Source organism: Paenibacillus qinlingensis, from assembly GCF_013204845.1.
Lineage (GTDB): Bacteria > Bacillota > Bacilli > Paenibacillales > NBRC-103111 > Paenibacillus_E > Paenibacillus_E qinlingensis.
This window is the reverse complement of record NZ_JABMKY010000008.1, coordinates 227,663-248,872: the sequence shown is the minus strand read 5'-3', so window position 1 is coordinate 248,872 and position 21,210 is coordinate 227,663. Positions and strand designations below refer to the sequence as shown.

Sequence of the window (21,210 nt, the reverse complement as noted above, 5' to 3'; positions counted from 1 at the left end):
TTTACTTTGACCCCTTTCTGAGGTTGTAGTGGTGTGCTTTCGCCTCAAGTTTGGGGATGTAGAAGGCCAAATAGGGTTGACCAAAGCTTCGAAGACTACACCAATAGGAGATTAAGATGAAGCCAAGGACGACGACACCAAGCAACCCGAAGAAAATGGCAGCTATCACAAAGATGTATTTAACGAAGCGGACCGAGTAGCCGAAGCCGTTATTTGGAATTACGAAATTGGAGATCGCCACAACGGAGGTCACAATAATCATAATGGAGCTTACTAACCCGGCTTGTTGGATAGCTTGACCCAGAATGAGCCCACCAACCGTTGTGGCTGTCGAGCCTACATATCGCGGTAACCTGAGGCTAGCCTCGTTCAAGGCTTCGATCATGAATAACATGATGAAGACTTCGACAAAGGACGGATAGGGGACGACGACACGGCTTCCTGCTATCGAAAGGGTCAATTGGACACGAAGCACTTCAGGATTGTAAGAGACAATCGCAATATAAAGAGCAGGTAGGGTAATCGTTAAAAGCATGGCGAAATAGCGAAGCAGGACGAGGCACTTGCTCATCCAATAGGATTCATAGTCATCATCCATGGCATGTAGGAAATCAAAGAGCCGTACAGGAAGAACGAGTCCAAAGCGGCTTCCATCTTGAAGAAGAGCAATTTTCCCTCGTTCGAGCATGGCTGCGATACGGTCTGGCCTTTCTGTTTGGAGAATGATGGGGAAAAAACGATGTCTCCGTCCCGAGAGCGACTGCATGAGTTGGCCGGAAGCTTGAAGAATTTTTATTTGTATGGTGGAAATCCGCTCATTCAATAGTCCAAGAACCTCTTCATTGACCAGATCTTTGTCATAAAGAACGGTAACTCGAGTGTTCGAAATTTGTCCGATCGTATGGGTTTCTACGCAAAGAGAGGGCGCATTATAACGCATCCGAACAAGGCTAATATTTAAATCCAAATCTTCAGTAAGCGCACTCTGCGGTCCCTGTAGGGCAACTTCAACCTGAACGGTATCAGGCTTGTCTTGAAACTTCCGCTGTACATCGTACCGGTAGACCTGCTCTTCAATTTGAAACAAGACGGTGCCTTTGAGTAGCATTGACGTCCAGTGCTCTGCGTGATCTGCTTTGCCGAAGGCAGGGTTCGCGTTAAGCATGCGATCGAATTCTTCTGGATTAAAGCAGTATGAGTAAGGAACGGTCAATCCATTTTTAAGTAAAGTAAGGTCACAAAGAGAGGGAAAGTAAATCACTTCCATTTGCATATAGCCATTGTCTAGGGTGTCATAGAATAGGTCAGTTGGATTATTCAATTCAGCACGGATACGTTCGATCATGCCAATCCCCCCAATTCCCTTTCATTACCATTCGGCTTAGCTTGCCCTGAAAGGGAGGAGAATAATCAGAAAGTGATATGTAATCACGATGAAGTCTATTGACCCATTGGAAGTGAGTGCTACAATAAATAGATATCTCTAAAGCTTTGAAAGGAAATCAATTATGTTTGAAGTTAATCGATTAGCGAAGGTCTCTCATGATCCAGAGAATTCGAGGTCTCCTTACCTATTCTCTGGTATTGATGTACATATTCAGCAGGCTGAGCGAATCTCATTAATCGGCGCTTCTGGCCAAGGTAAAAGCACGTTGCTGCGAACACTAGCCTTGCTAACTACGCCTGATGAGGGAAAAATGATGTTTGAAGGAGCCTCTTCAAGCGAACTGGGCCCGCGACAATGGAGGAAACATATCTGCTATGTGGCTCAGCAGGCTGTCATGCTACCTGGCAGTGTAGAGGAAAATTTAAGCACGGCAAGCCGGCTTCATGGCTATTCATTTGATCGCAAGCTTGCAGAAGAACTTGTACATACTTCAGGGCTTACTGGGCTGGACCTCAGCAAAAATGCCCGCGAATTGTCTGGCGGGGAAATGCAGCGAGTTGCCTTGATCCGGTCCATGCTGCTGCGCCCAGCTGTGTTACTGCTCGACGAAGTTACATCATCCTTAGATACGATGAATACAAGGGCTGTTGAGCAATTGCTTCAGGAATGGCATGCACGTGAAGGAACAACGATGATTTGGGTCACGCATGAGCTTGAACAAGCCGTACGAATGAGTGAGCGGGTATGGTTTATGTCAGGCAACACGATTTTGGAAGATGCGCCAACGAAGGAATTCTTCAGAGAACCGTCTACAGAAGCGGCGAGGACATTCATTGGTTTTAAGAAAGAAGAGGTTCAATCATGACGATGCTGTCACTTAGCTTTACTTTGCTATTCGTTATGGCAACGATGATGATATCATTTTGGCAGAAACTTGGATTAGAGAAAGAGATTGCGATTGGCACAATTCGATCATCGTTGCAATTATTATTTATCGGTTATGTACTCCAGTATATTTTCCAAACCGATCATGCGATGTATTTAGTGATCATCATTGTTCTTATGATTTCAGTGGCTTCGTGGAATGCATCTAAGCGAGGAGACGGAATGCCGGGGATCCTATGGCGAATCGCTCTCGCCATTGCAGCGGTGGAAATCGGTATGATGGGATTACTTCTCGGACTACATCTTATTGAATCTACTCCGCAGTACATTATACCGCTGAGCGGGATGACGATCGGGAACGCCATGATCATTTCAGGTTTGTTCGTCAGCCAACTCAAGAGAGAAGTCCTTTCATCGAAAGGTGAGATTGAAGCGCTGCTCTCTCTAGGTGCTACTGCAGGACAAGCCCTGCAAGAAGTTCGCAAACGAGCGGTCAAGTTCAGTATGATCCCAACGATTGATGGTATGAAGACAGTGGGGTTAGTCCAGCTTCCAGGCATGATGACAGGGATGATCGTAGCAGGCGCCGCACCAGTTGAAGCCGTGCGGTACCAAATTTTAATCGTATTTTCCTTCACGGGTTCCGCGGCAATTACCAGCATACTGCTGAGCATACTTAGCTATAAATTAGTGTTTACAGAGGATTTACAGCTAAAGACTTTTTAGAAATTAGTAATAGCTGGGCAGTTGGATACCGTGCCAGCCGCTTACCTCACATTGGCCATATGTATGATCACCCACAGCAAGCACGGTGCCGTCGGATTTAAGCCCAACGGTGTGCGTGCAACCCGCCGCAACTGCCACCATATCGCGCCAGTCACTTGTATGGCATTCGCCATGCTTATTCCAACCGACGGCTGCAACTGTACCGTCCGATTTAAGTCCGATGGTATGATGACTACCCGCAGCTATCGCCACCATATCGCGCCAATCGCTTACCTGGCATTGGTCTTCATGATTTCGACCGGCCGCTACCACCGTGCCATCGGATTTAAGCCCGACGGTATGAAGGTAACCCGCGGCTGTCGCCACGATGTCGCGCCAGCCGCTTACTTGGCGTTGGCCATACTGATTATTACCCACAGCCATCACCGTGCCGTCCGATGTAAGACCGACGGTATGCCAATCCCCCGCTGCCACCGCCACCATATCATGCCAGCCACCTACCTCGCATTGGCCTTCGTTATTTCGTCCCACAGCCATCACTGTGCCATCGGATTTTAGACCGACGGTACGACGCCAACCCGCCGCAATTGCCACGATATCGCGCCAGTCGCTCACATCGCATTGGTTATACTTATTCCAACCTACTGCTGCCACCGTGCCATCCGATGTAAGCCCAATTGTATGCGTATTACCCGTATGAGCATTTCCCGCCGCAACCGCCACCATATCACGCCAGTCGCTTACATCACATTGTCCATATTTATTATCACCGGCAGCTATTACCGTGCCATCGAATTTAAGCCCGACAGTATGACGATAACCCGCCGCTAAGGAAGGCGAAGGTTTCACAACGTTCATAATCTCACTCCTTCGTTGAGGATAGATGTTTTCGATTTTCCATATACCACTGGAAGATCCAAACGCAGAACGTGAACCAGAAACCGCTAGCCAAATAGGCGCCGACAACATCACTTGGATAATGAACACCGAGATAGATCCGACTACTGCCAATCATAAGTATCATGAGGATACTGATTAAAATGACTATCGTTCTGCCGCTTTTCGTGGGGACATGTCGCCAAAGCAGGAAAGAAAGCGCAGCATACAGCGCGAAGGCCGCCATGGAATGACCACTCGGAAAACTATAACCGGTTTCTTGAATCAGTCTGTGAAGAGTAGGGCGCTCCCGTTGAAAAACGAGCTTTAAGATCTGATTTAAGATGGCTGTACCCGCAACAAGGACGATGAATAGAACTAATTCAAGTCGGTGATGCAGGAATTTGAAGAAGAGGAATAGACAACATAAGGAAATAACAATCACAACGGGTGTTGAACCGATAAATGTGAAAACATGCATGACGGAAGTCAGCCATGGAGTTTCCAACCCTTGAATCGCAGAAATAACACTGCTGTCGAACTGTGCGATCCATCGCCCTTTGATGAGGGAGGCAACTACGCTAAAGCACAGCACCAAAAGAATGCTTAGTACCAGGAAAACAGTTACTTTTAATTTGGCTTGCATCGTTAAGTTAGCTCCAATTCGATTGATCTAAGTAAGATAAGGGCAGCATTGCAAATACAAGTTATTACTATTTACAATACCTACATAATCATATTAAACAATTGTTTGCCAAGGTGCAAAGATACCTCATCACTGGGTATGTCTAGAACCGTGACTGCCCTCGGAAAACGATGGATGGATTCCAGGTAGGAGGAGCAGGATATAAATGCAGATTGGCATTGCGGAGGATGTAAATTTATGGTTATGGGGAGAAGTGTATTGCTGAAGGGCACGGTTTCGTTTATAATGAATTGCGCGAAGTTTGGTTCGAGAACCCTTGGAGCATGAAAAATAACAGACTTTATCACTCAATTGCGTAAATATGTGTTGCAATTAATCATTATGGACCTACAGCTCAAAGCTGCAGGTCTTTCTTAGTAGTTATTCGTTTTATCGACAAGACTTCTTCGTCTCACTTCTTGTCGTAGTGCTTATAACTATCATATAATAGTAAATAAATATTTTATCGATTGGCTTATTAATGATACAGAAAAGGTGTGTGTGTCTAGGCTGCGACCTGGATTGCTGTAGCGCTTAAGCAGGTGCGTCTATATCTTTTCTGCAAATTTCAGGGTATAAGGATGGTTAAAATGAGCAACAGAGAAACGAAAACAGACGTCATCTTAATTGGTGCAGGAATCATGAGTGCAACCTTAGGGACACTGCTGAAGGAATTAGTACCAGAATGGGAAATTAAAGTCTTTGAGAAGCTCGAAAATGCTGGAGAAGAAAGCTCTAACGAATGGAATAATGCAGGTACAGGGCATGCGGCACTGTGCGAGCTTAATTACACTTCTGAGAAACCAGACGGATCTGTAGATATTAGTAAAGCAATCCAAATCAATGAACAATTCCAACACTCCATGCAGTTCTGGTCTTATCTTGTAAACAGCAAGTTAATTCGGAATCCACAAGACTTTATCATGCCATTGCCTCATATGAGTATGGTTCTTGGGAAACAAAATGTATCGTTTTTGAAGAAACGGTATGAAGCGATGTCGAATAACTCTCTGTTCCAAGGGATGGAATTTTCCGATGACCCTAAAAAGCTAATGGAATGGATTCCCCTGATTATTAAAGATCGTCCATCGAATGAACCGATTGCGGCAACCAAAATTGACTCCGGTACGGATGTAAACTTTGGCGCTTTAACGCGTATACTATTTGATCACTTAAAGAAGAAAAACGTTGATATTAAATACAAACACAGTGTTGATAATCTAAGACGTACTGGCGACGGCTCGTGGGAATTGAAAATTCGCAATATCAACAGTGGTAGTGTTGAGCGCCATACAGCTAAATTCGTCTTTATCGGCGGTGGCGGCGGCAGCCTGCATCTGTTGCAAAAATCCGGTATTCCAGAAGGTAGAAATATCGGAGGATTCCCGGTAAGCGGCATATTCATGGTATGTAATAATCCAGCTGTTGTCGCACAGCATCATGCCAAAGTGTATGGAAAAGCGAAGCTTGGCGCACCGCCAATGTCAGTTCCACATTTGGATACACGATTTATCGATAATAAAAAGTCGTTGTTATTTGGACCATTCGCAGGGTTCTCACCTAAGTTTCTGAAAACCGGCTCCATGTTCGATTTGGTAACTTCGGTTAAACCGAATAATCTCGTGACGATGTTGTCGGCAGGTGCCAAGAACATGTCTTTGACCAAGTACCTGATCGAGCAAGTGATGCTATCGAAAGAAAAGCGCATGGAAGAGCTGCGGGAGTTTATCCCAAGTGCCAAAATTGAGGACTGGGAGTTAGTTGTAGCGGGTCAACGTGTACAAGTTATTAAAGACACGGCTGCTGGCAAAGGAACGCTTCAGTTCGGTACGGAAGTGATTAGTTCAGCTGACGGCTCATTAGCGGCTTTGCTTGGTGCTTCACCTGGAGCTTCTACGGCGGTTTCGGTTATGCTCGAGCTAGTAACGAAATGTTTCCCAGAACATATCAAGGAATGGGAACCGAAAATTAAAGAAATGATTCCGAGTTACGGTGTATCACTTCTGAAACATCCAGAGCTTATTGATGAAATTCATACATCAACTTCTCGGATTCTCGGTCTAAGTGGGAAGAAATCGTTAGAGGTGTCACGTTAATAAATAGTGGGGAGTCGGCTTCGCGGCGGAACTCCTCTTTTTGTTGTACAAAGCTCTACCCACCCGCATAAGGAAATCGTTCGGGATCGCGTACTGTATTTATAGGGTTTACATAAAGAGAGGGGTGAAAGATGCGAATTCTAGTACCGATCATTCTTTTCCTTATGGTAATGGCAGGATGTACTAGCACATCCAACGCATTGACCCTTGAGCAAGTAGTAGCAGCCTTTCAAAATGAGGGTATGCAACTCAATCAAACAGAAGAAAATCAAGAGAATATATTCCAGCAAGGCATAAACGGGGTAACTCCGGGCGTGTACCAATTATCTGATGGCGTAATTCATTTTTATATGTTTCATTCAGAGAAAGAACGGATAAAAGGTCGTGAAGATTTTTACAATAGGCCTGTTGAGTTGGTCAAACACAAAGCTTTCGTTATTCATAATGTGCTTATATTTTATGTCTATGGAAAGAATCAAAGCGACGAAGTGGATGAGAGAATTAAAGGTGCTGTTGCCTACCTGGAAAAAGGTCGGGAAGGTAAGTAGCGATTATGCAAAGTACAGAATCCCCTTGAATGAAAAAAGCATCGAGCTAAGGCTCGATGCTTTTTTTGCAACGTATGATGATCCTATTCTAAGATTGTGGAACCCCAAGGTAGAACAGCATCTTTATCCACTGCAATAATTCCTACCCCTCCTGGGATATAAACGGCTACCGTATCTTCATCAACATTTGTATAACGGCCAGGAACCAGAACACCATGGACAAGGGTGTGAACAACGCCATTCTGATAAGTGTAGTATGGTGCATCAGTCTCGGTTGCGGCGCTAATGACGCTCGGAACCATTAAACACGATGTTGCAAGAAGCACGGCCAATTTTGTTTTGAGTAATTTCATTTGTACCACTCTCCTAGTCTGTAATATGTATTTTATCTTTATACAACATAAGTAAACCATCTAGATATAATTGAATCATCCGATTACGAATTTATTATTAAAGGAGCAGATTCGTCTCTCTTTTCGGCAATTAGGTAATGTACAAATCAGTTAAATTACATTATTATGGTAAAGTGGTAAACTATTAACGCAGTAAAATAGGAGGTATGCTTTTGTCTATGTATAAAGCGGTATTTCTTGATTTCTACGGTACGCTCGTGCACGAGGATGATGTTTTTGTTGAGGAGATATGCCACAGGATTATGACATCGACATCATTGCAAACTACAATAAGAGACATTGGGAACTATTGGTGGAATGCTTTCTCGCAAAACTTTCAGTCATCTTACGGTGATAACTTTAAAACCCAACGTGAGATCGAAATTTGTTCCTTAGCGGATACAATAGCTTTCTACAAGTCATCTGAAAATCCAAGAGAACTTAGTGAAATTTTATTTAAACACTGGCAATGCCCACAATTATTTGAGGATGCAAAAACATTCTTGGAACGTATCAGAACTCCAAAAATAATTCTGTCCAATATTGACCGACATGACATTCAATCAGCAATTCATCATAATGGTTTATCTTTCGAGAACATGATTACGAGTGAAGACGTAAAATCATATAAGCCAAGACCAGAGATGTTTCAGAAAGCACTTATGACATACAATCTTCATCCCTCAGAGGTTCTTCATGTTGGTGACTCTCTGACTAGTGATGTTGCAGGTGCCCAGAGGGCAGGAATTAAGGTTGCTTGGATAAATCGGTCAAATAAAGTGTTACCACAGAACGTTATCCCCGATTATATTGTTAAGTCGTTAGAAGAATTGATACCTTTGTTGGCGTAAGGATGCCACCATGCGTACTGTCTGCAAAGAGCTCCACTACTGGTTGTCTGCTAACGTCAGTGTACAAAGAAACCCGCAAATCCCTTAACTTTGAAGGGGGTTGCGGGTTTTTCGATGTTACTAAGGCGAGGCAGTGTACCTCAAAAGGTTCACAGACTGTTCACTTATGAAGAGGGTCCTACTGCCGCTATACTAACAAGGAAAAAGAAAGGATGATAGCACTTGCCAACAACGAAGAAAGAAGAATTTTATTTTGGATTGATGATGTGCTTTGGCATGGTTGTATTCATGACAGTGTATAATCTATTTACACACGGCTTGATCGGTAGCATAACATGGAGGGGAATTGTCGCTCAACTTTTCCAAATTTATCTGATTGCAATCGTATTGGAATTATTTATTGTTGGTCCTATAGCCAAAAAGATGGCTTTCTCGTTACCCTATAACAAATCGAAAAAGCTGTTTGTGATACTCTTCCTTGCATTTTTTATGGTAAGTGGCATGGTTCTCTGTATGTCCTTGTACGGATTGGGAAATGCTTATTTCTCTAATAGCTTGCAGGGGGAATCCTTGCTTGGAAGTTACTTTACTTTAGTGTTTCAAAATTTTATTTTCGCTTTTCCTCTTCAACTTATTATTGTGGGGCCACTTGTTCGGTATGTATTTGTAAAGGTAGTTAAACCTGCTTCTTTACCAAGGGATTGAAAAGCGGTGCCGTGTACTTTTCCGATTCAGCGTACCCGTAAATACGAGCGTGGCAAAATAGAGCAACAAGGAGCAGACGATGGAAGTGATGACGCACCATAACTGTGGCATGCCATTGTTGACAAAATAGTGATAGCTCCAATTTCCGCAAAGCATCATTATTATCATGGAGATCGCAACTTTGACATACGGACGGATACTCCAATAAAATCCGATCGAGCTGGAGATGGAAAAAAAGTTCAGCAGTGTTTGTATCACAATGCCGATGCCGATGCCATACGCAACGCCAATAATGCCATACTGACTGCCGAACACGAAGATGGAGACGCTTTTGAATAAGGTAGCTATTACATAATTCCATAGCGTAGCTTTCGCGCGGCCGAGCCCAAGTAGAATCGCATGAAGTGGCGCGTCGAAATAATGCAGGAAAAACATCGGTGCCAGTATTTGTAGAAGCACGCCTGCTTCCGGCGCATGATAGACAAGTGTTGTTAGTGGAGTCGCCCACACGTACAAGATAACGGTTGCCGGTGCGCCGATTAGGAGTCCCAAGATCATCGCTTGATTCATCCGCTCATGTATGAGCAGACTGTTCTTGTTTGCTGCGGCCTCACCAATTGCAGGAATGAGAGCGGTGGACAAGGACTGCGTGATAAAGCTTGGCATGAACAGCAGCGGAAACGCATAGCCAGCCAGCATCCCGAATTGCTTCGTGGCTAATGCCGTGCCGATACCGGCAAGCGCCAGGCTGGTCGTAATAAGCAGCGGTTGGAAGGTGCTGTACAACGAATGAATGACACCGTGCCCAGTCGTCGGCAGTCCGATCTGCAGCAGCTCGCCGAGCGTGCTTCTCCCTTGTTTCAAGTGGCTTGCCCACGTCTCGCCAGGCATCTTCGATTCGCCGTAAAGCTTGTAGCTTGCCACCAGAAATAGGAGGGAGATCGCTTCACTGACGACAGAGGCGGCCATTGCTCCTGCAGCCGCATAAGCGACGCCATAAGGGAGCAAGAGGTGAACCAGCGCTAGGACGCAGGCGATTTGCACGGTATGCTCCAGCACATCGGAAGCAGCAATAGTTTTCATCTGCTGCATGCCCCGGAAATATCCTTTTAAAACGGCGGAAACAGCGACAATCGGCGCAATCGGCGTAATGGCCAGCATCGCGTAATACGCGCGTTGGTCACTAAGTAGAATGGAGGCGATCCATTCCGAACCGAATAGCGATATGGTCGTGAGCGCTACGCTTAAGAACCCCGTAACAGCGAGTGAGACATGCAGGATGCGCCGCACTTTCATCCGTTCGCCGCGAGCGTTTGCCTCTGCAACCAATTTGGAGATGGCCACTGGCAATCCAAGCTCCGTAATCGTAATGACGAGTGGGACGAGCGGATGAGCCATCATCAAGATGCCGATTCCCTCTGCACCCAAGACGCGAGCGATATACATGCCGCTGATAAAACCGAGAATACGGTTGATGAAAGCAGCGACAGACAAGACGAACGTACCTTTCATGAACGATTGCCCATGTTGTGACATGACTTGTGTCCTCCTGATTATCGAATACTTACATATGTATTCAATAATTGGAAAAGCATGCGAACAAGCCGATGATGATCTCTTCTTTTACCTATTTATTTACGACGATTGCGGGTTGCCCTGAGGAAGGTAACGTGTTATCATTATCCTGACGAACGTTCGGAAGGAATGATGATATGACGGCGACACGGATCAAAGAAGTAGCGCGTACTCATTTTGCTAAAAATGGCTATGAAGGTGCATCGCTCGCTGATATTGCTACGGATGTAGGGATCAAAAAGCAATCCATTTACACGCATTTCAAAGGGAAAGATGAACTATTTCTCGCTCTGTTTGATGAGGTGCTGGCGAAAGAATTGCATTTCGTTCATACGTATCTCGACACCAATAAACATCTTTCCATTGATCAGCTTCTGTATGGCTTTCTTATCCAATATCAAGATCGTTATGAACAGGATGATAACACGAAGTTTTTCTTGCGCGTGGCCTTTTTCCCGCCTTCCCATCTCTATGATGAGATCGTTAAGCAAGGTTACGGGTATCTAGATAAGATTGAAACCATGATAATACCGCTATTTGATCAAGCTTTACACAATGGAACGATTAGCCCAGAAGTTAGCAGCAATACGGCGACGGTTGCCTTCTCAGCGTTATTAGATGGTATGTTTGTAGAATTGCTATTTGGAGGTTCTGCTCGGTCGATGAAAAGGATTGAATCTTCTTGGTTCGTCTTTTGGCGTGGTATTAAAAAGTAAATAGCAACAGGAGGTTTGTACACATGAATCGTTATTGGATTTATATTTTCGTTGGTGTCATTTTTGAAGTGGTATGGGTGACAGGATTAAAACATTCGGATTCGACATGGACGTGGATCGCTACGGCCGTTGCCATATATATTTCATTTCATCTCGTAATTAGTGCGTCTACCAAACTACCAGTGGGAACCGTATATGCCGTCTTTACAGGGATGGGGACAGCTGGGACAGTCATTGTGGAAATGCTATTTTTCGGAGAGCCATTCCAGCTTCTTAAAGTATTCCTAATTCTACTTCTATTATCCGGTGTCTTTGGATTGAAATTTGTGACAAACGGTGAGAAAGGAGCTGCAGCCTAATGGGTTGGTTTTTTCTCGTATTTGCTGGGATGTTCGAAGTTGTAGGTGTCGTCGGTATGAATCAAATCAATAAAGCGAAGAATATTCGTGCCTTTGCTATTTTCATTGTAGGTATCATTATGAGTTTTGCATTTCTAAGTCAAGCCATGAAAAGTTTGCCTATGGGCACCTCTTACGCGGTCTGGACAGGCATTGGGACGGTTGGAGGAGCAATCGTAGGCATGTTGTTCTATGGGGAATCTAAGAATTGGAAGCGGATTGTGTTCATCGCGATGGTATTAAGTGCTGCAGTAGGATTGAAATTAATAGCGTAAAAGACCAGGCACTCCGAGGAGGGGGCTTGGTCTTTTTCCTAATTATGATTCTGTGAAAAAAATAAACCGATTCCCGCCAGCTTTCTTCGCCACATACATGGCAGAGTCTGCCTGACGAACTAATGCTGTAGCTTGGTCACCTTGCGCTGGATACATACTAATTCCGATGCTGGCACCGATCTGAGCTGTAATCCCATCAAGAAGAAATTCCGTTGTGATTTGCTGAAGAATAGCCTTCGAAACGCTCGTAATGCGCTCCTTATTCCCTCTAATAATGGCAACAAACTCATCCCCGCCTAGCCGTGCCACCATATCTTGGTGCTCCATTATACAAGTTAATCTTTGCCCAACTTGATGTAGAAGCTGATCCCCAACATGATGCCCGAACTCGTCGTTAACAGGCTTAAACTTGTCTAAATCGATCAGCATAAGGCCAAAAGTACCTTCGAATAAGGTGTCACCATCTGTTAATTGGCCTAGTTTGGTTTCGAAGGACAAACGATTCGGGAGTCCTGTCAACATATCATGACGGGCCAAATGAGACATATACTGTTCTTCTTTTTTCCTCTGAGAAACGTCACGAACAATGGCAAGAATTTGTTTGTTGCCTTCAATGTGAAGGATGTCGGTATCCACAATGACTGTTTTAGATGTTAGGGCTTTACTGATAATGGTATATTCAAAATCTTTAATACGTTCATACCCGAAATTATTTCTGTAGTTGGAAAGGAATTTATCCTGATTGGCGGTAGGAATGAATTGTATGTAAGGCTCTCCAATCAACGTAGAATGGGCAGGCCAATTGAGCAAGTCATAGGCAGCAGGATTCGCTTCTGTAATGACGGCATTTTCATCCAATAGCACAATCATAACTGGTGACATCTCAAAAAGAATTTCATATTTCCTTCGTAATGAGGGGAGAAAATCGTATTTACGCATGAGAATATGTATGTAGATTGAAAAAGATAACGTTGGAAATATATACACGGATGTTGAAATATATAGGTAGGGTTGAGTAACTGGTACTAGAATTGTTAAAAAGAGATAGGTACTTAAGTAGACAACGCTGCATTGAAGCAGAAGACTGTATTTTTTTCGTTGTAAGTTATTCTGGGATTGCCGCAGTGCTTGAATGGCGATACCTAGAACTGAAAAAGAGAGTAAGAAGAGCAGTAGGACAAAAAAATAGAACGAGGGCGCAGCTATTTCATCCTTCCACATTCCGTGCATGTCAACACCATGAAATAACCGGTAGCCTCGACCTAGTAAGAGGGTAAGCATATACAAGGTAAACGTAAGACCAGCAATACTGTATTGCATAGCCGTGGACATTTTTTTGTGGTAATGCGTAATTCTTAAGTAGAATAAGAAACTTACACCAGCGCTTAAGAATGTCAACGGATACTCGATATATTTGGCAATCGGGATGGTGTATGCAAGGGACAGTTGTGTTTTTGCATACTCCGTAAAGAATATGCCTGCAATGGTAATTAGAATAAAAGCAGCGAATTTATTCTCAATTTTTTTAGGATTTCTACTGTATATAAGAAAAGAAATAACGCTTAAATAAGCGACGGGGAGTAAGAAAAGACATAGTGGTAGTAGAAAATTAATCAAAATTATCCCCTTATGCTCCTGTGATTACTGAACAGGTCTAGAATGAGTTCCAGATTATTTTACCATATTCGACACATATATTAACTGGGCTTTTAAGAGTACATGAAAAAAAACATACACCAGAAGCGTGAATTTCTTCAGAAACCAGTTACTTTCAAGTAACTACGCACATAGAAGTGCCTACTTTTCTGATGAGCGGCATGGCCCTACAATGGGTCTATGGCATTCAACAGAATTGCAAATAGAAGGAGAGATTCACGATGGAACTACAACTGGCTTTAGATTTAGTGGATATTCAAGGAGCGAAAGAGATTGTAAATGAAGTGGCAGCCTATGTGGATGTCGTGGAAATTGGCACACCGGTTATCATTAATGAAGGTTTACGTGCTGTCAAAGAATTGAAAGCCGCGTATCCGCATGTAAAAGTACTGGCAGATTTAAAAATTATGGATGCGGGCGGTTATGAAGTTATGAAGGCATCAGAAGCAGGAGCGGACATCATTACGGTGTTGGGCGTCTCCGATGATACGACCATCAGCGGTGCCGTCGCTGAAGCTAGAAAGCAGGGAACTAAGATTATGGTCGACATGATCAATGTACCTGATATCGCAAAACGAGCACAAGAAATTGACGCACTAGGTGTAGATTATATTTGCGTTCATTCCGGTTACGATCACCAAGCGGCTGGGAAAAACTCCTTAGAAGACTTAGCGACAATTAAGAGAGTGGTTAAACATGCTAAAACGGCTATCGCCGGAGGAATTAAGCTGAACACGCTGCCCGAGGTATTGGAAGCAAGACCTGATTTGGTCATTGTCGGGGGAGGTATTACGGGACAAGAGAATCGACAAGCAGCTGCTGCGGAGATGAAGCGGCTGGTTCAAGCGGCAGGGTGAGACCATGATTCCTTATAAAACGGCAGGTTCATCACAAGTAGCAGCCGAGCTTTATCAAGCATTTCAGCAAATTAATGAAGGTGATGTTGCTGAGCTTGCCGAGCGGATTATAAAAGCGAACAGGGTTTTTGTAGCGGGAGCGGGAAGATCGGGACTCATGGGGCGTGCTTTTGCCATGCGCCTTATGCAGTTGGGTATTCCTGTCTATGTTGTTGGAGAGACTGTTACACCCGCGATTAAGGCCGGCGATCTGCTCGTTATTGGGTCAGGTTCTGGGGAGACCCCCCTACTTGTCGCTTTTGCCCAAAAGTCCGCTGCGTTTCATGTAGAGGTCGTCTTGATTACGCTGTCTGCGCAATCGACCATTGGTCGAATTGCGAATCATACGGTTAAGCTGACAGGAGCTCGCAAAGATCAATTTGATGCAGCAGTCTCCTTACAGCCTATGGGGAGTTTGTATGAGCAAACGCTGCTTTTGTTTTACGATGTTGTCGTCTTAAGCCTCATGCAGAAGCTAGAGATGGATACGAGCAGCATGTATGTTAATCATGCAAATCTAGAATGATGTTATGAGGTAGAAGGCTTCTTCCTAACTACTGTATAATGGGTATGTAGAGAGGAGGCCGCAACAGAGTGGCACTTGAAGTCAAAGAACGAATTAATTTGCAGGATATTAATTGCGAGAAAGAACTAACACTGGCTGTTATCGGAGGAAAGTGGAAGTTAATTATTATGTGGCATCTGGGACTAGAAGGAACGAAGCGCTTCGGAGAATTAAAGCGGCTCATCCCTGGCATTACACAGAAAATGTTAACGAATCAACTTCGCGAGCTGGAAGAGGATCTACTTATTTGCCGTGAAGTATTCGCGGAGAATCCGCCTAAAGTGGAATATTCCCTGACAGGGTATGGACAAAGTCTGATGCCTTTACTGCAGATGATGTATGATTGGGGCAAAGGCTATAGAGAGAACGTCATTCAAAAAGGCGATTCAGTTAGAAAGTAAAGAGAGGTCAGTTACATGACTTCTCTTTTTTTCTTTTGTAAAAAAATTTAGATTGGAGGGAGGAGAATGTCACATATTGAAGTTGCTAATTGTCTTAGTAGTGTCCCCAAAAAAAGAGGTTAAGTCAAAGGGAAATAAGTCAACTTAGAGAGGTGGAAAATGAAAGGAGATTCCTATTACTGGCGCAAACTGCATTCGCTACTAGGGGTAATTCCTCTCGGGGGTTTTATACTAGTGCATGCATCGATCAACTTTCAAGCGTTTGAACGAGGACCAGAAGGCTTCGCTAGCTACGTGCATTTCATTAATAGCCTGCCATTAAAGCCGTTGCTTGAGATTTTTGGAATATACCTACCGATTTTGTTTCATGGCATTTATGGGTTATACATGGCCTATCAGTCCAATCTGAACTCAGGACAATACACCTACGTCCGCAACTGGGCATTTACTCTGCAACGGATTACTGGGGTTATCACATTTATCTTCGTATTTTGGCATTTTTTTAATACTCGTTTTCAAATTTACTTGGGGAATATTACGCATGAGGAACTTGGTTCGACGATGCATCAAATTGCCGCGAATCCCGTGCTCTTTATCATTTACATCATCGGCGTATTGTCGGCAGTATTCCATTTCAGCAATGGCCTCTGGGCGTTCCTGATAAGCTGGGGCATTACGATCTCACCGCGCTCACAAAAAATTTCTTCAAATATATGTATAGGTGTATTTGTGCTTATTTCCTTGCTGTTCTTTCTTTCGCTCCTTGCTTTTACTGGTGAGGAATTTAAATAAAATGGATATCGGATATGAGCGAGGGAAAATATAAATCAAATGATGTCACAGATTCAGATCGCCATTTGTCTTTATAGTGTTACACAACAAAGGTAGTTAACCGTTATGACACAATGTAGTAACGATATAAAAACTAGGAGGAAATCTCATGAAAATTGTAGTTATCGGTGGTAGTGGACTTATTGGGAAAAAACTTGTGAACAACCTTCGTCAGCTTGGTCACGAGGTAGTGGCAGCATCACCATCTTTAGGTGTCAACACGATTACCGGTGAGGGCCTGGCAGAAGCGCTTAGCGGTGCACAGGTTGTCGTCGACGTGTCAAATGCGCCTTCGTGGGAAGACCAGGCAGTTTTGGATTTCTTCGTTACATCCAATACGAACCTTCTTGCTGCTGAAGCAACAGCTGGCGTAAGTCATCATGTTGCGTTGTCGGTTGTAGGTACTGAACGCCTTCTACAAAGTGGTTATTTCCGCGCGAAAATGGCTCAAGAAGAGCTAATCCAGCGTTCCAAGGTTCCTTATACAATCGTCCGTGCGACGCAGTTCTTTGAATTCATTGGCGGCATAGCCGATGTGGCTACTGTCGGGGATACCGTTCGGTTGCCTTCCGCCCTCATGCAGCCTATCGTTTCGGATGATGTTGCAGCTGCGCTAGCTGATTTCACACTTGCGGCGCCAGTGAATGGCATTGTGGATGTGGCTGGACCCGATCAGATTCGTATGGACGAGCTGGTCCGACAATTTTTTAGCGCAACGAAAGACACTCGCCAGGTTGTCACAGACGCCAAAGCGCCCTACTACGGCTCAGTAGAGGTGAATGACCAATCCCTCGTTCCAAACGATAACAACGCGCGCATTACCACGACGCACTTAAAGGATTGGCTTAACCGTACTACAGTCAATGTGTAAACAACTAAAACAATAACTATGTGAGAAGTGAAGGAGCACCGAGCACGACGGGGCTCCTTTTTTACATGCTTGGATTCTGTATAATTATTCCCTTGAAGTGACACAATGAATTAGAAATTATGATTAGAAAAGGTGATTAGAATTGAATACAGTCCCTCCATTATGGAAGGAGCTTAGTGATTCAGCCGATTTCGTATGCTACGAACATAAAATGAACGCTAATTCTTTGTTCATCGGATATTTTAAATCTCTTACAGAGCCAGAAGTCCTTCAGTGGCATATCCTCGGTTGTCTGAGCAGTAATTCGGACATATCCTTCGAGGATTTGTACCCATTGATCCCTGTACCGGAAAAAGAAATATCCACCGAATGGGACCTCATTCAAGATAAAATTTATCGGGGATACGTTGCTATTCAATATGGCCTGCAAAGCCATTCATGTATGTTGGTCAATGCCGCTGCATTAAAGGGGCGTAACGTATCGATACCTGAAACCGAATTCACGGTTGAGGGACCGAAAGAATCCTTTGTTGAATCATTGGACGTCAATCTTAACCTGATTCGCAAGCGAGTTCCCTATCCTGAGTTACGTATTAAGGAGCTTACTACAGGGAGCATTTCCAAGTCGAGAGTTGCGATTGTTTACATAGAGGGATTAACGAACGAACAATATTTGCATACATGCATCCAGCGCATAGAGGATGTACAATTCGATCAAATTACGGATACTACTTTGCTTCAACAAATGATCGAAGATAATTCCAACTCGATCTTTCCACAGACGATCGGGACCGAAAGACCTGATTATGTTGCTTGGGCCGTATCATCGGGTCAAATATGCGTTTTGAAGGACGGGTCCCCGACTGCGTTTTTTGCACCAGTCAACCTTTGGCAATTTTTTATTACCTATGAAGATTATTATTTGCCATGGATTATTGCCTCCATACTACGCTTGATTCGCATGTTCTCCGTGTTGTTTTCCGTTTTCGCCTCACCCTTATATGTTGCCGTTATCACGTATCATGGTCAGAGTATTTCACCCGTTTTTTTACCTACGATTATTTCATCCAGGATCAATGTACCTTTTCCTCCAATTGTGGAAGTGCTCATTATGGAGCTTGTTATTGAATTGTTACGGGAAGCTGGCGCCAGATTACCTACGAAAATCGGACAAACCATTGGCATTGTAGGAGGCATTGTGCTTGGTACGGCTGCCGTTGAAGCTGCGCTTACAAGCAACTTTTTATTGATCATTGTGGCGTTGTCGGCTTTGGCTTCTTTCACTACACCCATTTTCCGAATGAGCGCTACCATTCGAATCCTTCGATTTCCATTTATATTCGCTGCGCAATTATGGGGGTTATTGGGGATTTTCATCTGTATCATAGCCATGGTAGCGCATCTATTGCGATTAACTTCTCTAGGGATGCCTTACTTGGTTCCTTTTTATCCTTTTCGCACCTCCGACTTATTCGATACGGTCATTCGTCCACCATATTCCAAGTTTCATCATAGATACAGCTTTTTAAGAACAAGAAAGCCTGTAAGATTCGACAGGGAGAAAGCAAACACTAAAAAAGACATAGACGAATGAAGCAGCTCTGGGAGTGATACCAAGATGAAATCAACAGAACACCCGAGATTTACTATTTCGCCTTTCCTTGTATTCGTGTTGATTCATTCGATGCAGTTCGGACCTGAGTATCTCTCTATGTCGATCAAGCCGATGCAATTGGCCGGCCAAGATACTTGGATCTCAGTCATCCTATGCGGGATCTGTTTCCACGTCGTTATTTGGATGATATATCGAATTCTGGGCCATAGTGAGACGGATCTTACCCATATTCATCAACAATTTTTCGGGAAATTGGTGGGTGGAGTTCTTAACTTTATCTTTATCATTTACTTCCTGCTCGTTGCCAGTTTCCTAATACGGCAATTTATAGAAATTATACAAGTATGGCTATTTCCTGACTTAGCGACATGGCCATTGGCATTGGTATTACTCTTCCTTGTTTATTACATTGTTGCAGGGGGTTTTCGAGTTATCGTTGGTATTTGTATGTTTAGCTTGGTACGATATATAACCATATTGGCTTTATTTTTTCCAGTGGCTTATTTTCATTTTAACAATCTAACGCCAGTTTTTGATCATTCGCTGAACGATATTATCCAAGCAGGAAAAGAGATGACATATCCCTATTTAGGCGTGGAAACGTTATTTTTCTGTTACACATTCATCGAAACACCAAAGAAATCACAAAAGTGGGCACATTTAGCTAATTTTGTTTCAACCGTGTCGTATCTTTTAATTATCTTCTTTTCAATATTAATGTTCAAACCTGAGCAATTATCGAAGGAAATATGGCCACAATTAACCAAATATAAATTTATTCATTTTCCTTTTATTGAACGATTTGAATATATCGGCGCAGCTGCACAGATATTATGGGTGATTCCTATCCTATGCTTCTGTCTTTGGGCTTCAAGCCGAATGTGTAAAATCATGTTCACGGTGAAACAATTGACAGCTCTGCCGATATTATTGATTCTTGTTTTTGCCACTGTATGTCTAATTCCAGATCATACTCGCATTGAATCTGTTCAAACCTTGTTATCCGGGATCGGATTTTATATTGTTTTTGTGTACGTCCCGTTTTTATTTATAGTCGACGCTGTCAGAATGAAAGTGAGAAGAACAGTATGAGTCGGTATTTTTTCTTGCTAGGGCTCATCTGTTTCTTGTTAACGGGGTGCGTAAAGCAACAAACATTAGAAAAAATTACGATATCTTTTGTCTGTGCCTTAGATGAAGCACCTGATGATCAAATCGAATTTACGATCGCCGCGCCTAAGTTTCAAGCTGGTAAGTCCAGTTCCGTTTCAAATATATTGTACTCAAAGGTGGGCCACACCACTAGGAACATGGCAGAATTAATGGACATGCAATTAAGTCGGCCTATTAAACCAGGAAGTCTTTCGGTGATTATAATCGGACAAGAGTTGGCGGCAAAGGGATTGATAGATGAATTGGATGTGTTTTTGCGTGACGCTGTAGCTTCCCGAAGGATGTATTTAGCTGTTGTCGATGGAAAAGCAAAGGAGATATTGAAGGCGAATTTCACTTCAAATGAGGAAAAAGGGATGTTTTTGTACAATTTACTCGATACGAACGTGCGGAATGGACTTGTTCCCAGGCAAAATCTTCACGATTTTGAGTATTCGTATTGGGGACAGGGAATGGACCCATTTTTGCCGGTTCTTAATTTGCAAAATAATCAAGTTATGATTACCGGATTAGCTTTATTTAAACATGACAAATATCTCATGTCAGTGAACGAAAAGCAGATGCGAGTTATGAACCTTCTTCTGCGCGATGAGAAGTACGGTACTCTTGAAGCAAAGCTGGACAATGGCTCTTACATTGCAGTAAAAAATGTCGGTTCAAAGGTGAATTATCGAGTAGGGAAAGATTCGAAAAGTCCAAAAGTGACGATAAATCTTAGCTTGAAGGGCGAAATTATCGACTCGAAGTCGAATCAATTAAGCATACAAGAGCAGGGGAAAATAAAAGACCTTTTCGAAAAGGATCTAACCTCAACTGGCATGGATCTCATACAAATATGTAAAAAAGAAGGGATCGACCCGCTCGGATTGGGAGATTTCGTCAGAAGTAAAACGCGAAATTGGAACGAAGAGGAATGGAAGCAAGAATATCAAATGATGAACGTTAAATTGATTGTTAAAGTGACTATTTCGGAAATGGGAATCAGGAAATAAAGTTATATTGCACATAAGGAACTTAACAGCATGAACAAAGGCACCTCTATGGATGAACATGAATTTTTAAACTTCATGATCGTAGACATAGGGGT

23 protein-coding genes are annotated in these 21,210 nt (G+C 43.4%); 17 read left to right on the top strand and 6 right to left on the bottom strand.

The features are described from left to right. Position 1 precedes the first annotated feature (1 nt). The gene (locus tag HQN88_RS17320; protein ID WP_173114560.1) at positions 2–1,345 is read right to left on the bottom strand and encodes a spore germination protein; all 1,344 of its coding nucleotides are present in this window, start codon (positions 1,343–1,345) and stop codon (positions 2–4) included. 163 nt (positions 1,346–1,508) lie between these two features. Here HQN88_RS17320 and HQN88_RS17315 point away from each other — a divergent pair, with 163 nt between their 5' ends. Both HQN88_RS17315 and HQN88_RS17310 read left to right on the top strand, forming a co-directional pair. Continuing rightward, positions 1,509–2,252 carry an ABC transporter ATP-binding protein gene (locus HQN88_RS17315; protein ID WP_173114558.1) on the top strand — a complete coding sequence of 248 codons (744 nt, stop codon included), beginning with the start codon at positions 1,509–1,511 and terminating at the stop codon, positions 2,250–2,252. Beyond that, on the top strand, positions 2,249–2,998 hold the full coding sequence (locus tag HQN88_RS17310; protein WP_173114556.1) for an ABC transporter permease: 750 nt from the start codon (positions 2,249–2,251) through the stop codon (positions 2,996–2,998). Before HQN88_RS17315 ends, HQN88_RS17310 begins: the two co-directional genes overlap by 4 nt. A 3-nt stretch (positions 2,999–3,001) precedes the next feature. On the opposite strand, the gene HQN88_RS17305 is transcribed toward HQN88_RS17310, so the two are convergent. Both HQN88_RS17305 and HQN88_RS17300 read right to left on the bottom strand, forming a co-directional pair. Continuing rightward, positions 3,002–3,856, bottom strand: coding sequence for an RCC1 domain-containing protein (locus tag HQN88_RS17305; protein WP_173114553.1), 855 nt, complete (start codon positions 3,854–3,856; stop codon positions 3,002–3,004). A 4-nt stretch (positions 3,857–3,860) separates the two neighbouring features. Continuing rightward, complete coding sequence (locus HQN88_RS17300; protein WP_173114550.1) at positions 3,861–4,520, bottom strand: phosphatase PAP2 family protein; 660 nt, start codon at positions 4,518–4,520, stop codon at positions 3,861–3,863. 581 nt (positions 4,521–5,101) lie between these two features. On the opposite strand from HQN88_RS17300, the gene HQN88_RS17295 reads away from it, so the two are divergent. Together HQN88_RS17295 and HQN88_RS17290 are read left to right on the top strand one after the other, a co-directional pair. Beyond that, positions 5,102–6,655, top strand: coding sequence for a malate:quinone oxidoreductase (locus HQN88_RS17295; RefSeq protein ID WP_274319535.1), 1,554 nt, complete (start codon positions 5,102–5,104; stop codon positions 6,653–6,655). A gap of 131 nt (positions 6,656–6,786) precedes the next feature. Next, a complete protein-coding gene (locus tag HQN88_RS17290) occupies positions 6,787–7,203 on the top strand; it encodes a hypothetical protein (RefSeq protein ID WP_173114544.1) in 417 nt (138 codons plus the stop codon). Between the two features lie 83 nt (positions 7,204–7,286). Here HQN88_RS17290 and HQN88_RS17285 read toward each other — a convergent pair whose 3' ends face one another. After that, positions 7,287–7,556 carry a hypothetical protein gene (locus HQN88_RS17285; protein ID WP_173114541.1) on the bottom strand — a complete coding sequence of 90 codons (270 nt, stop codon included), beginning with the start codon at positions 7,554–7,556 and terminating at the stop codon, positions 7,287–7,289. 218 nt (positions 7,557–7,774) lie between these two features. On the opposite strand from HQN88_RS17285, the gene HQN88_RS17280 reads away from it, so the two are divergent. Then, positions 7,775–8,446 carry an HAD family hydrolase gene (locus HQN88_RS17280; protein WP_173114737.1) on the top strand — a complete coding sequence of 224 codons (672 nt, stop codon included), beginning with the start codon at positions 7,775–7,777 and terminating at the stop codon, positions 8,444–8,446. Between the two features lie 222 nt (positions 8,447–8,668). Beyond that, positions 8,669–9,151: a DUF2798 domain-containing protein gene (locus HQN88_RS17275; protein ID WP_173114538.1), complete on the top strand. Its 483-nt coding sequence runs from the start codon at positions 8,669–8,671 to the stop codon at positions 9,149–9,151. Here the strand turns inward: HQN88_RS17275 and spoVB are convergent. Further along, a complete protein-coding gene (gene spoVB, locus HQN88_RS17270; protein WP_173114535.1) occupies positions 9,137–10,687 on the bottom strand; it encodes a stage V sporulation protein B in 1,551 nt (516 codons plus the stop codon). The genes HQN88_RS17275 and spoVB overlap by 15 nt on opposite strands. Positions 10,688–10,863: 176 nt before the next feature. On the opposite strand from spoVB, the gene HQN88_RS17265 reads away from it, so the two are divergent. The 3 genes from HQN88_RS17265 to HQN88_RS17255 are packed head-to-tail and all read left to right on the top strand — an operon-like array spanning position 10,864 to position 12,115. Continuing rightward, the gene (locus HQN88_RS17265; RefSeq protein ID WP_173114532.1) at positions 10,864–11,442 is read left to right on the top strand and encodes a TetR/AcrR family transcriptional regulator; all 579 of its coding nucleotides are present in this window, start codon (positions 10,864–10,866) and stop codon (positions 11,440–11,442) included. Between the two features lie 23 nt (positions 11,443–11,465). Beyond that, positions 11,466–11,801, top strand: a complete 336-nt coding sequence (locus HQN88_RS17260; protein ID WP_173114529.1) for a DMT family transporter — start codon at positions 11,466–11,468, stop codon at positions 11,799–11,801. After that, positions 11,801–12,115, top strand: a complete 315-nt coding sequence (locus HQN88_RS17255; RefSeq protein ID WP_173114525.1) for a DMT family transporter — start codon at positions 11,801–11,803, stop codon at positions 12,113–12,115. The genes HQN88_RS17260 and HQN88_RS17255 overlap by 1 nt, the downstream gene beginning before the upstream one ends. A 42-nt stretch (positions 12,116–12,157) precedes the next feature. On the opposite strand, the gene HQN88_RS17250 is transcribed toward HQN88_RS17255, so the two are convergent. Next, positions 12,158–13,732 carry a sensor domain-containing diguanylate cyclase gene (locus tag HQN88_RS17250; protein ID WP_173114522.1) on the bottom strand — a complete coding sequence of 525 codons (1,575 nt, stop codon included), beginning with the start codon at positions 13,730–13,732 and terminating at the stop codon, positions 12,158–12,160. A gap of 260 nt (positions 13,733–13,992) precedes the next feature. Between HQN88_RS17250 and hxlA the strand changes: the two genes are divergently transcribed. From hxlA to HQN88_RS17210, 8 genes are all read left to right on the top strand, one after another. Continuing rightward, a complete protein-coding gene (gene hxlA, locus HQN88_RS17245; protein ID WP_173114519.1) occupies positions 13,993–14,628 on the top strand; it encodes a 3-hexulose-6-phosphate synthase in 636 nt (211 codons plus the stop codon). Positions 14,629–14,632: 4 nt separating this feature from the next. Then, complete coding sequence (gene hxlB / locus HQN88_RS17240; RefSeq protein ID WP_173114516.1) at positions 14,633–15,193, top strand: 6-phospho-3-hexuloisomerase; 561 nt, start codon at positions 14,633–14,635, stop codon at positions 15,191–15,193. Positions 15,194–15,261: 68 nt separating this feature from the next. Next, the gene (locus HQN88_RS17235) at positions 15,262–15,633 is read left to right on the top strand and encodes a winged helix-turn-helix transcriptional regulator (RefSeq protein ID WP_173114513.1); all 372 of its coding nucleotides are present in this window, start codon (positions 15,262–15,264) and stop codon (positions 15,631–15,633) included. Between the two features lie 159 nt (positions 15,634–15,792). Next, positions 15,793–16,425 carry a succinate dehydrogenase cytochrome b558 subunit gene (locus HQN88_RS17230; RefSeq protein WP_173114510.1) on the top strand — a complete coding sequence of 211 codons (633 nt, stop codon included), beginning with the start codon at positions 15,793–15,795 and terminating at the stop codon, positions 16,423–16,425. Positions 16,426–16,573: 148 nt separating this feature from the next. Next, entirely contained in the window at positions 16,574–17,335 is a 762-nt protein-coding gene (locus HQN88_RS17225; protein ID WP_173114507.1) for an SDR family oxidoreductase, read from the top strand. Between the two features lie 142 nt (positions 17,336–17,477). Then, entirely contained in the window at positions 17,478–18,929 is a 1,452-nt protein-coding gene (locus HQN88_RS17220) for a spore germination protein (protein WP_246320288.1), read from the top strand. A 24-nt stretch (positions 18,930–18,953) separates the two neighbouring features. Continuing rightward, a complete protein-coding gene (locus tag HQN88_RS17215; protein ID WP_173114504.1) occupies positions 18,954–20,042 on the top strand; it encodes a GerAB/ArcD/ProY family transporter in 1,089 nt (362 codons plus the stop codon). After that, positions 20,039–21,115: a Ger(x)C family spore germination protein gene (locus HQN88_RS17210; protein WP_173114501.1), complete on the top strand. Its 1,077-nt coding sequence runs from the start codon at positions 20,039–20,041 to the stop codon at positions 21,113–21,115. Before HQN88_RS17215 ends, HQN88_RS17210 begins: the two co-directional genes overlap by 4 nt. Positions 21,116–21,210: the final 95 nt, after the last annotated feature.

Bases quoted from the DNA above. Each gene is read 5' to 3' on its own strand.
- HQN88_RS17320 (WP_173114560.1), bottom strand. From the start codon at position 1,345: ATGATCGAACGTATCCGTGCTGAATTGAATAATCCAACTGACCTATTC.
- HQN88_RS17315 (WP_173114558.1), top strand. From the start codon at position 1,509: ATGTTTGAAGTTAATCGATTAGCGAAGGTCTCTCATGATCCAGAGAAT.
- HQN88_RS17310 (WP_173114556.1), top strand. From the start codon at position 2,249: ATGACGATGCTGTCACTTAGCTTTACTTTGCTATTCGTTATGGCAACG.
- HQN88_RS17305 (WP_173114553.1), bottom strand. From the start codon at position 3,856: ATGAACGTTGTGAAACCTTCGCCTTCCTTAGCGGCGGGTTATCGTCAT.
- HQN88_RS17300 (WP_173114550.1), bottom strand. From the start codon at position 4,520: ATGCAAGCCAAATTAAAAGTAACTGTTTTCCTGGTACTAAGCATTCTT.
- HQN88_RS17290 (WP_173114544.1), top strand. From the start codon at position 6,787: ATGCGAATTCTAGTACCGATCATTCTTTTCCTTATGGTAATGGCAGGA.
- HQN88_RS17285 (WP_173114541.1), bottom strand. From the start codon at position 7,556: ATGAAATTACTCAAAACAAAATTGGCCGTGCTTCTTGCAACATCGTGT.
- HQN88_RS17280 (WP_173114737.1), top strand. From the start codon at position 7,775: ATGTATAAAGCGGTATTTCTTGATTTCTACGGTACGCTCGTGCACGAG.
- spoVB (WP_173114535.1), bottom strand. From the start codon at position 10,687: ATGTCACAACATGGGCAATCGTTCATGAAAGGTACGTTCGTCTTGTCT.
- HQN88_RS17265 (WP_173114532.1), top strand. From the start codon at position 10,864: ATGACGGCGACACGGATCAAAGAAGTAGCGCGTACTCATTTTGCTAAA.
- HQN88_RS17260 (WP_173114529.1), top strand. From the start codon at position 11,466: ATGAATCGTTATTGGATTTATATTTTCGTTGGTGTCATTTTTGAAGTG.
- HQN88_RS17255 (WP_173114525.1), top strand. From the start codon at position 11,801: ATGGGTTGGTTTTTTCTCGTATTTGCTGGGATGTTCGAAGTTGTAGGT.
- hxlA (WP_173114519.1), top strand. From the start codon at position 13,993: ATGGAACTACAACTGGCTTTAGATTTAGTGGATATTCAAGGAGCGAAA.
- hxlB (WP_173114516.1), top strand. From the start codon at position 14,633: ATGATTCCTTATAAAACGGCAGGTTCATCACAAGTAGCAGCCGAGCTT.
- HQN88_RS17230 (WP_173114510.1), top strand. From the start codon at position 15,793: ATGAAAGGAGATTCCTATTACTGGCGCAAACTGCATTCGCTACTAGGG.
- HQN88_RS17225 (WP_173114507.1), top strand. From the start codon at position 16,574: ATGAAAATTGTAGTTATCGGTGGTAGTGGACTTATTGGGAAAAAACTT.
- HQN88_RS17215 (WP_173114504.1), top strand. From the start codon at position 18,954: ATGAAATCAACAGAACACCCGAGATTTACTATTTCGCCTTTCCTTGTA.
- HQN88_RS17210 (WP_173114501.1), top strand. From the start codon at position 20,039: ATGAGTCGGTATTTTTTCTTGCTAGGGCTCATCTGTTTCTTGTTAACG.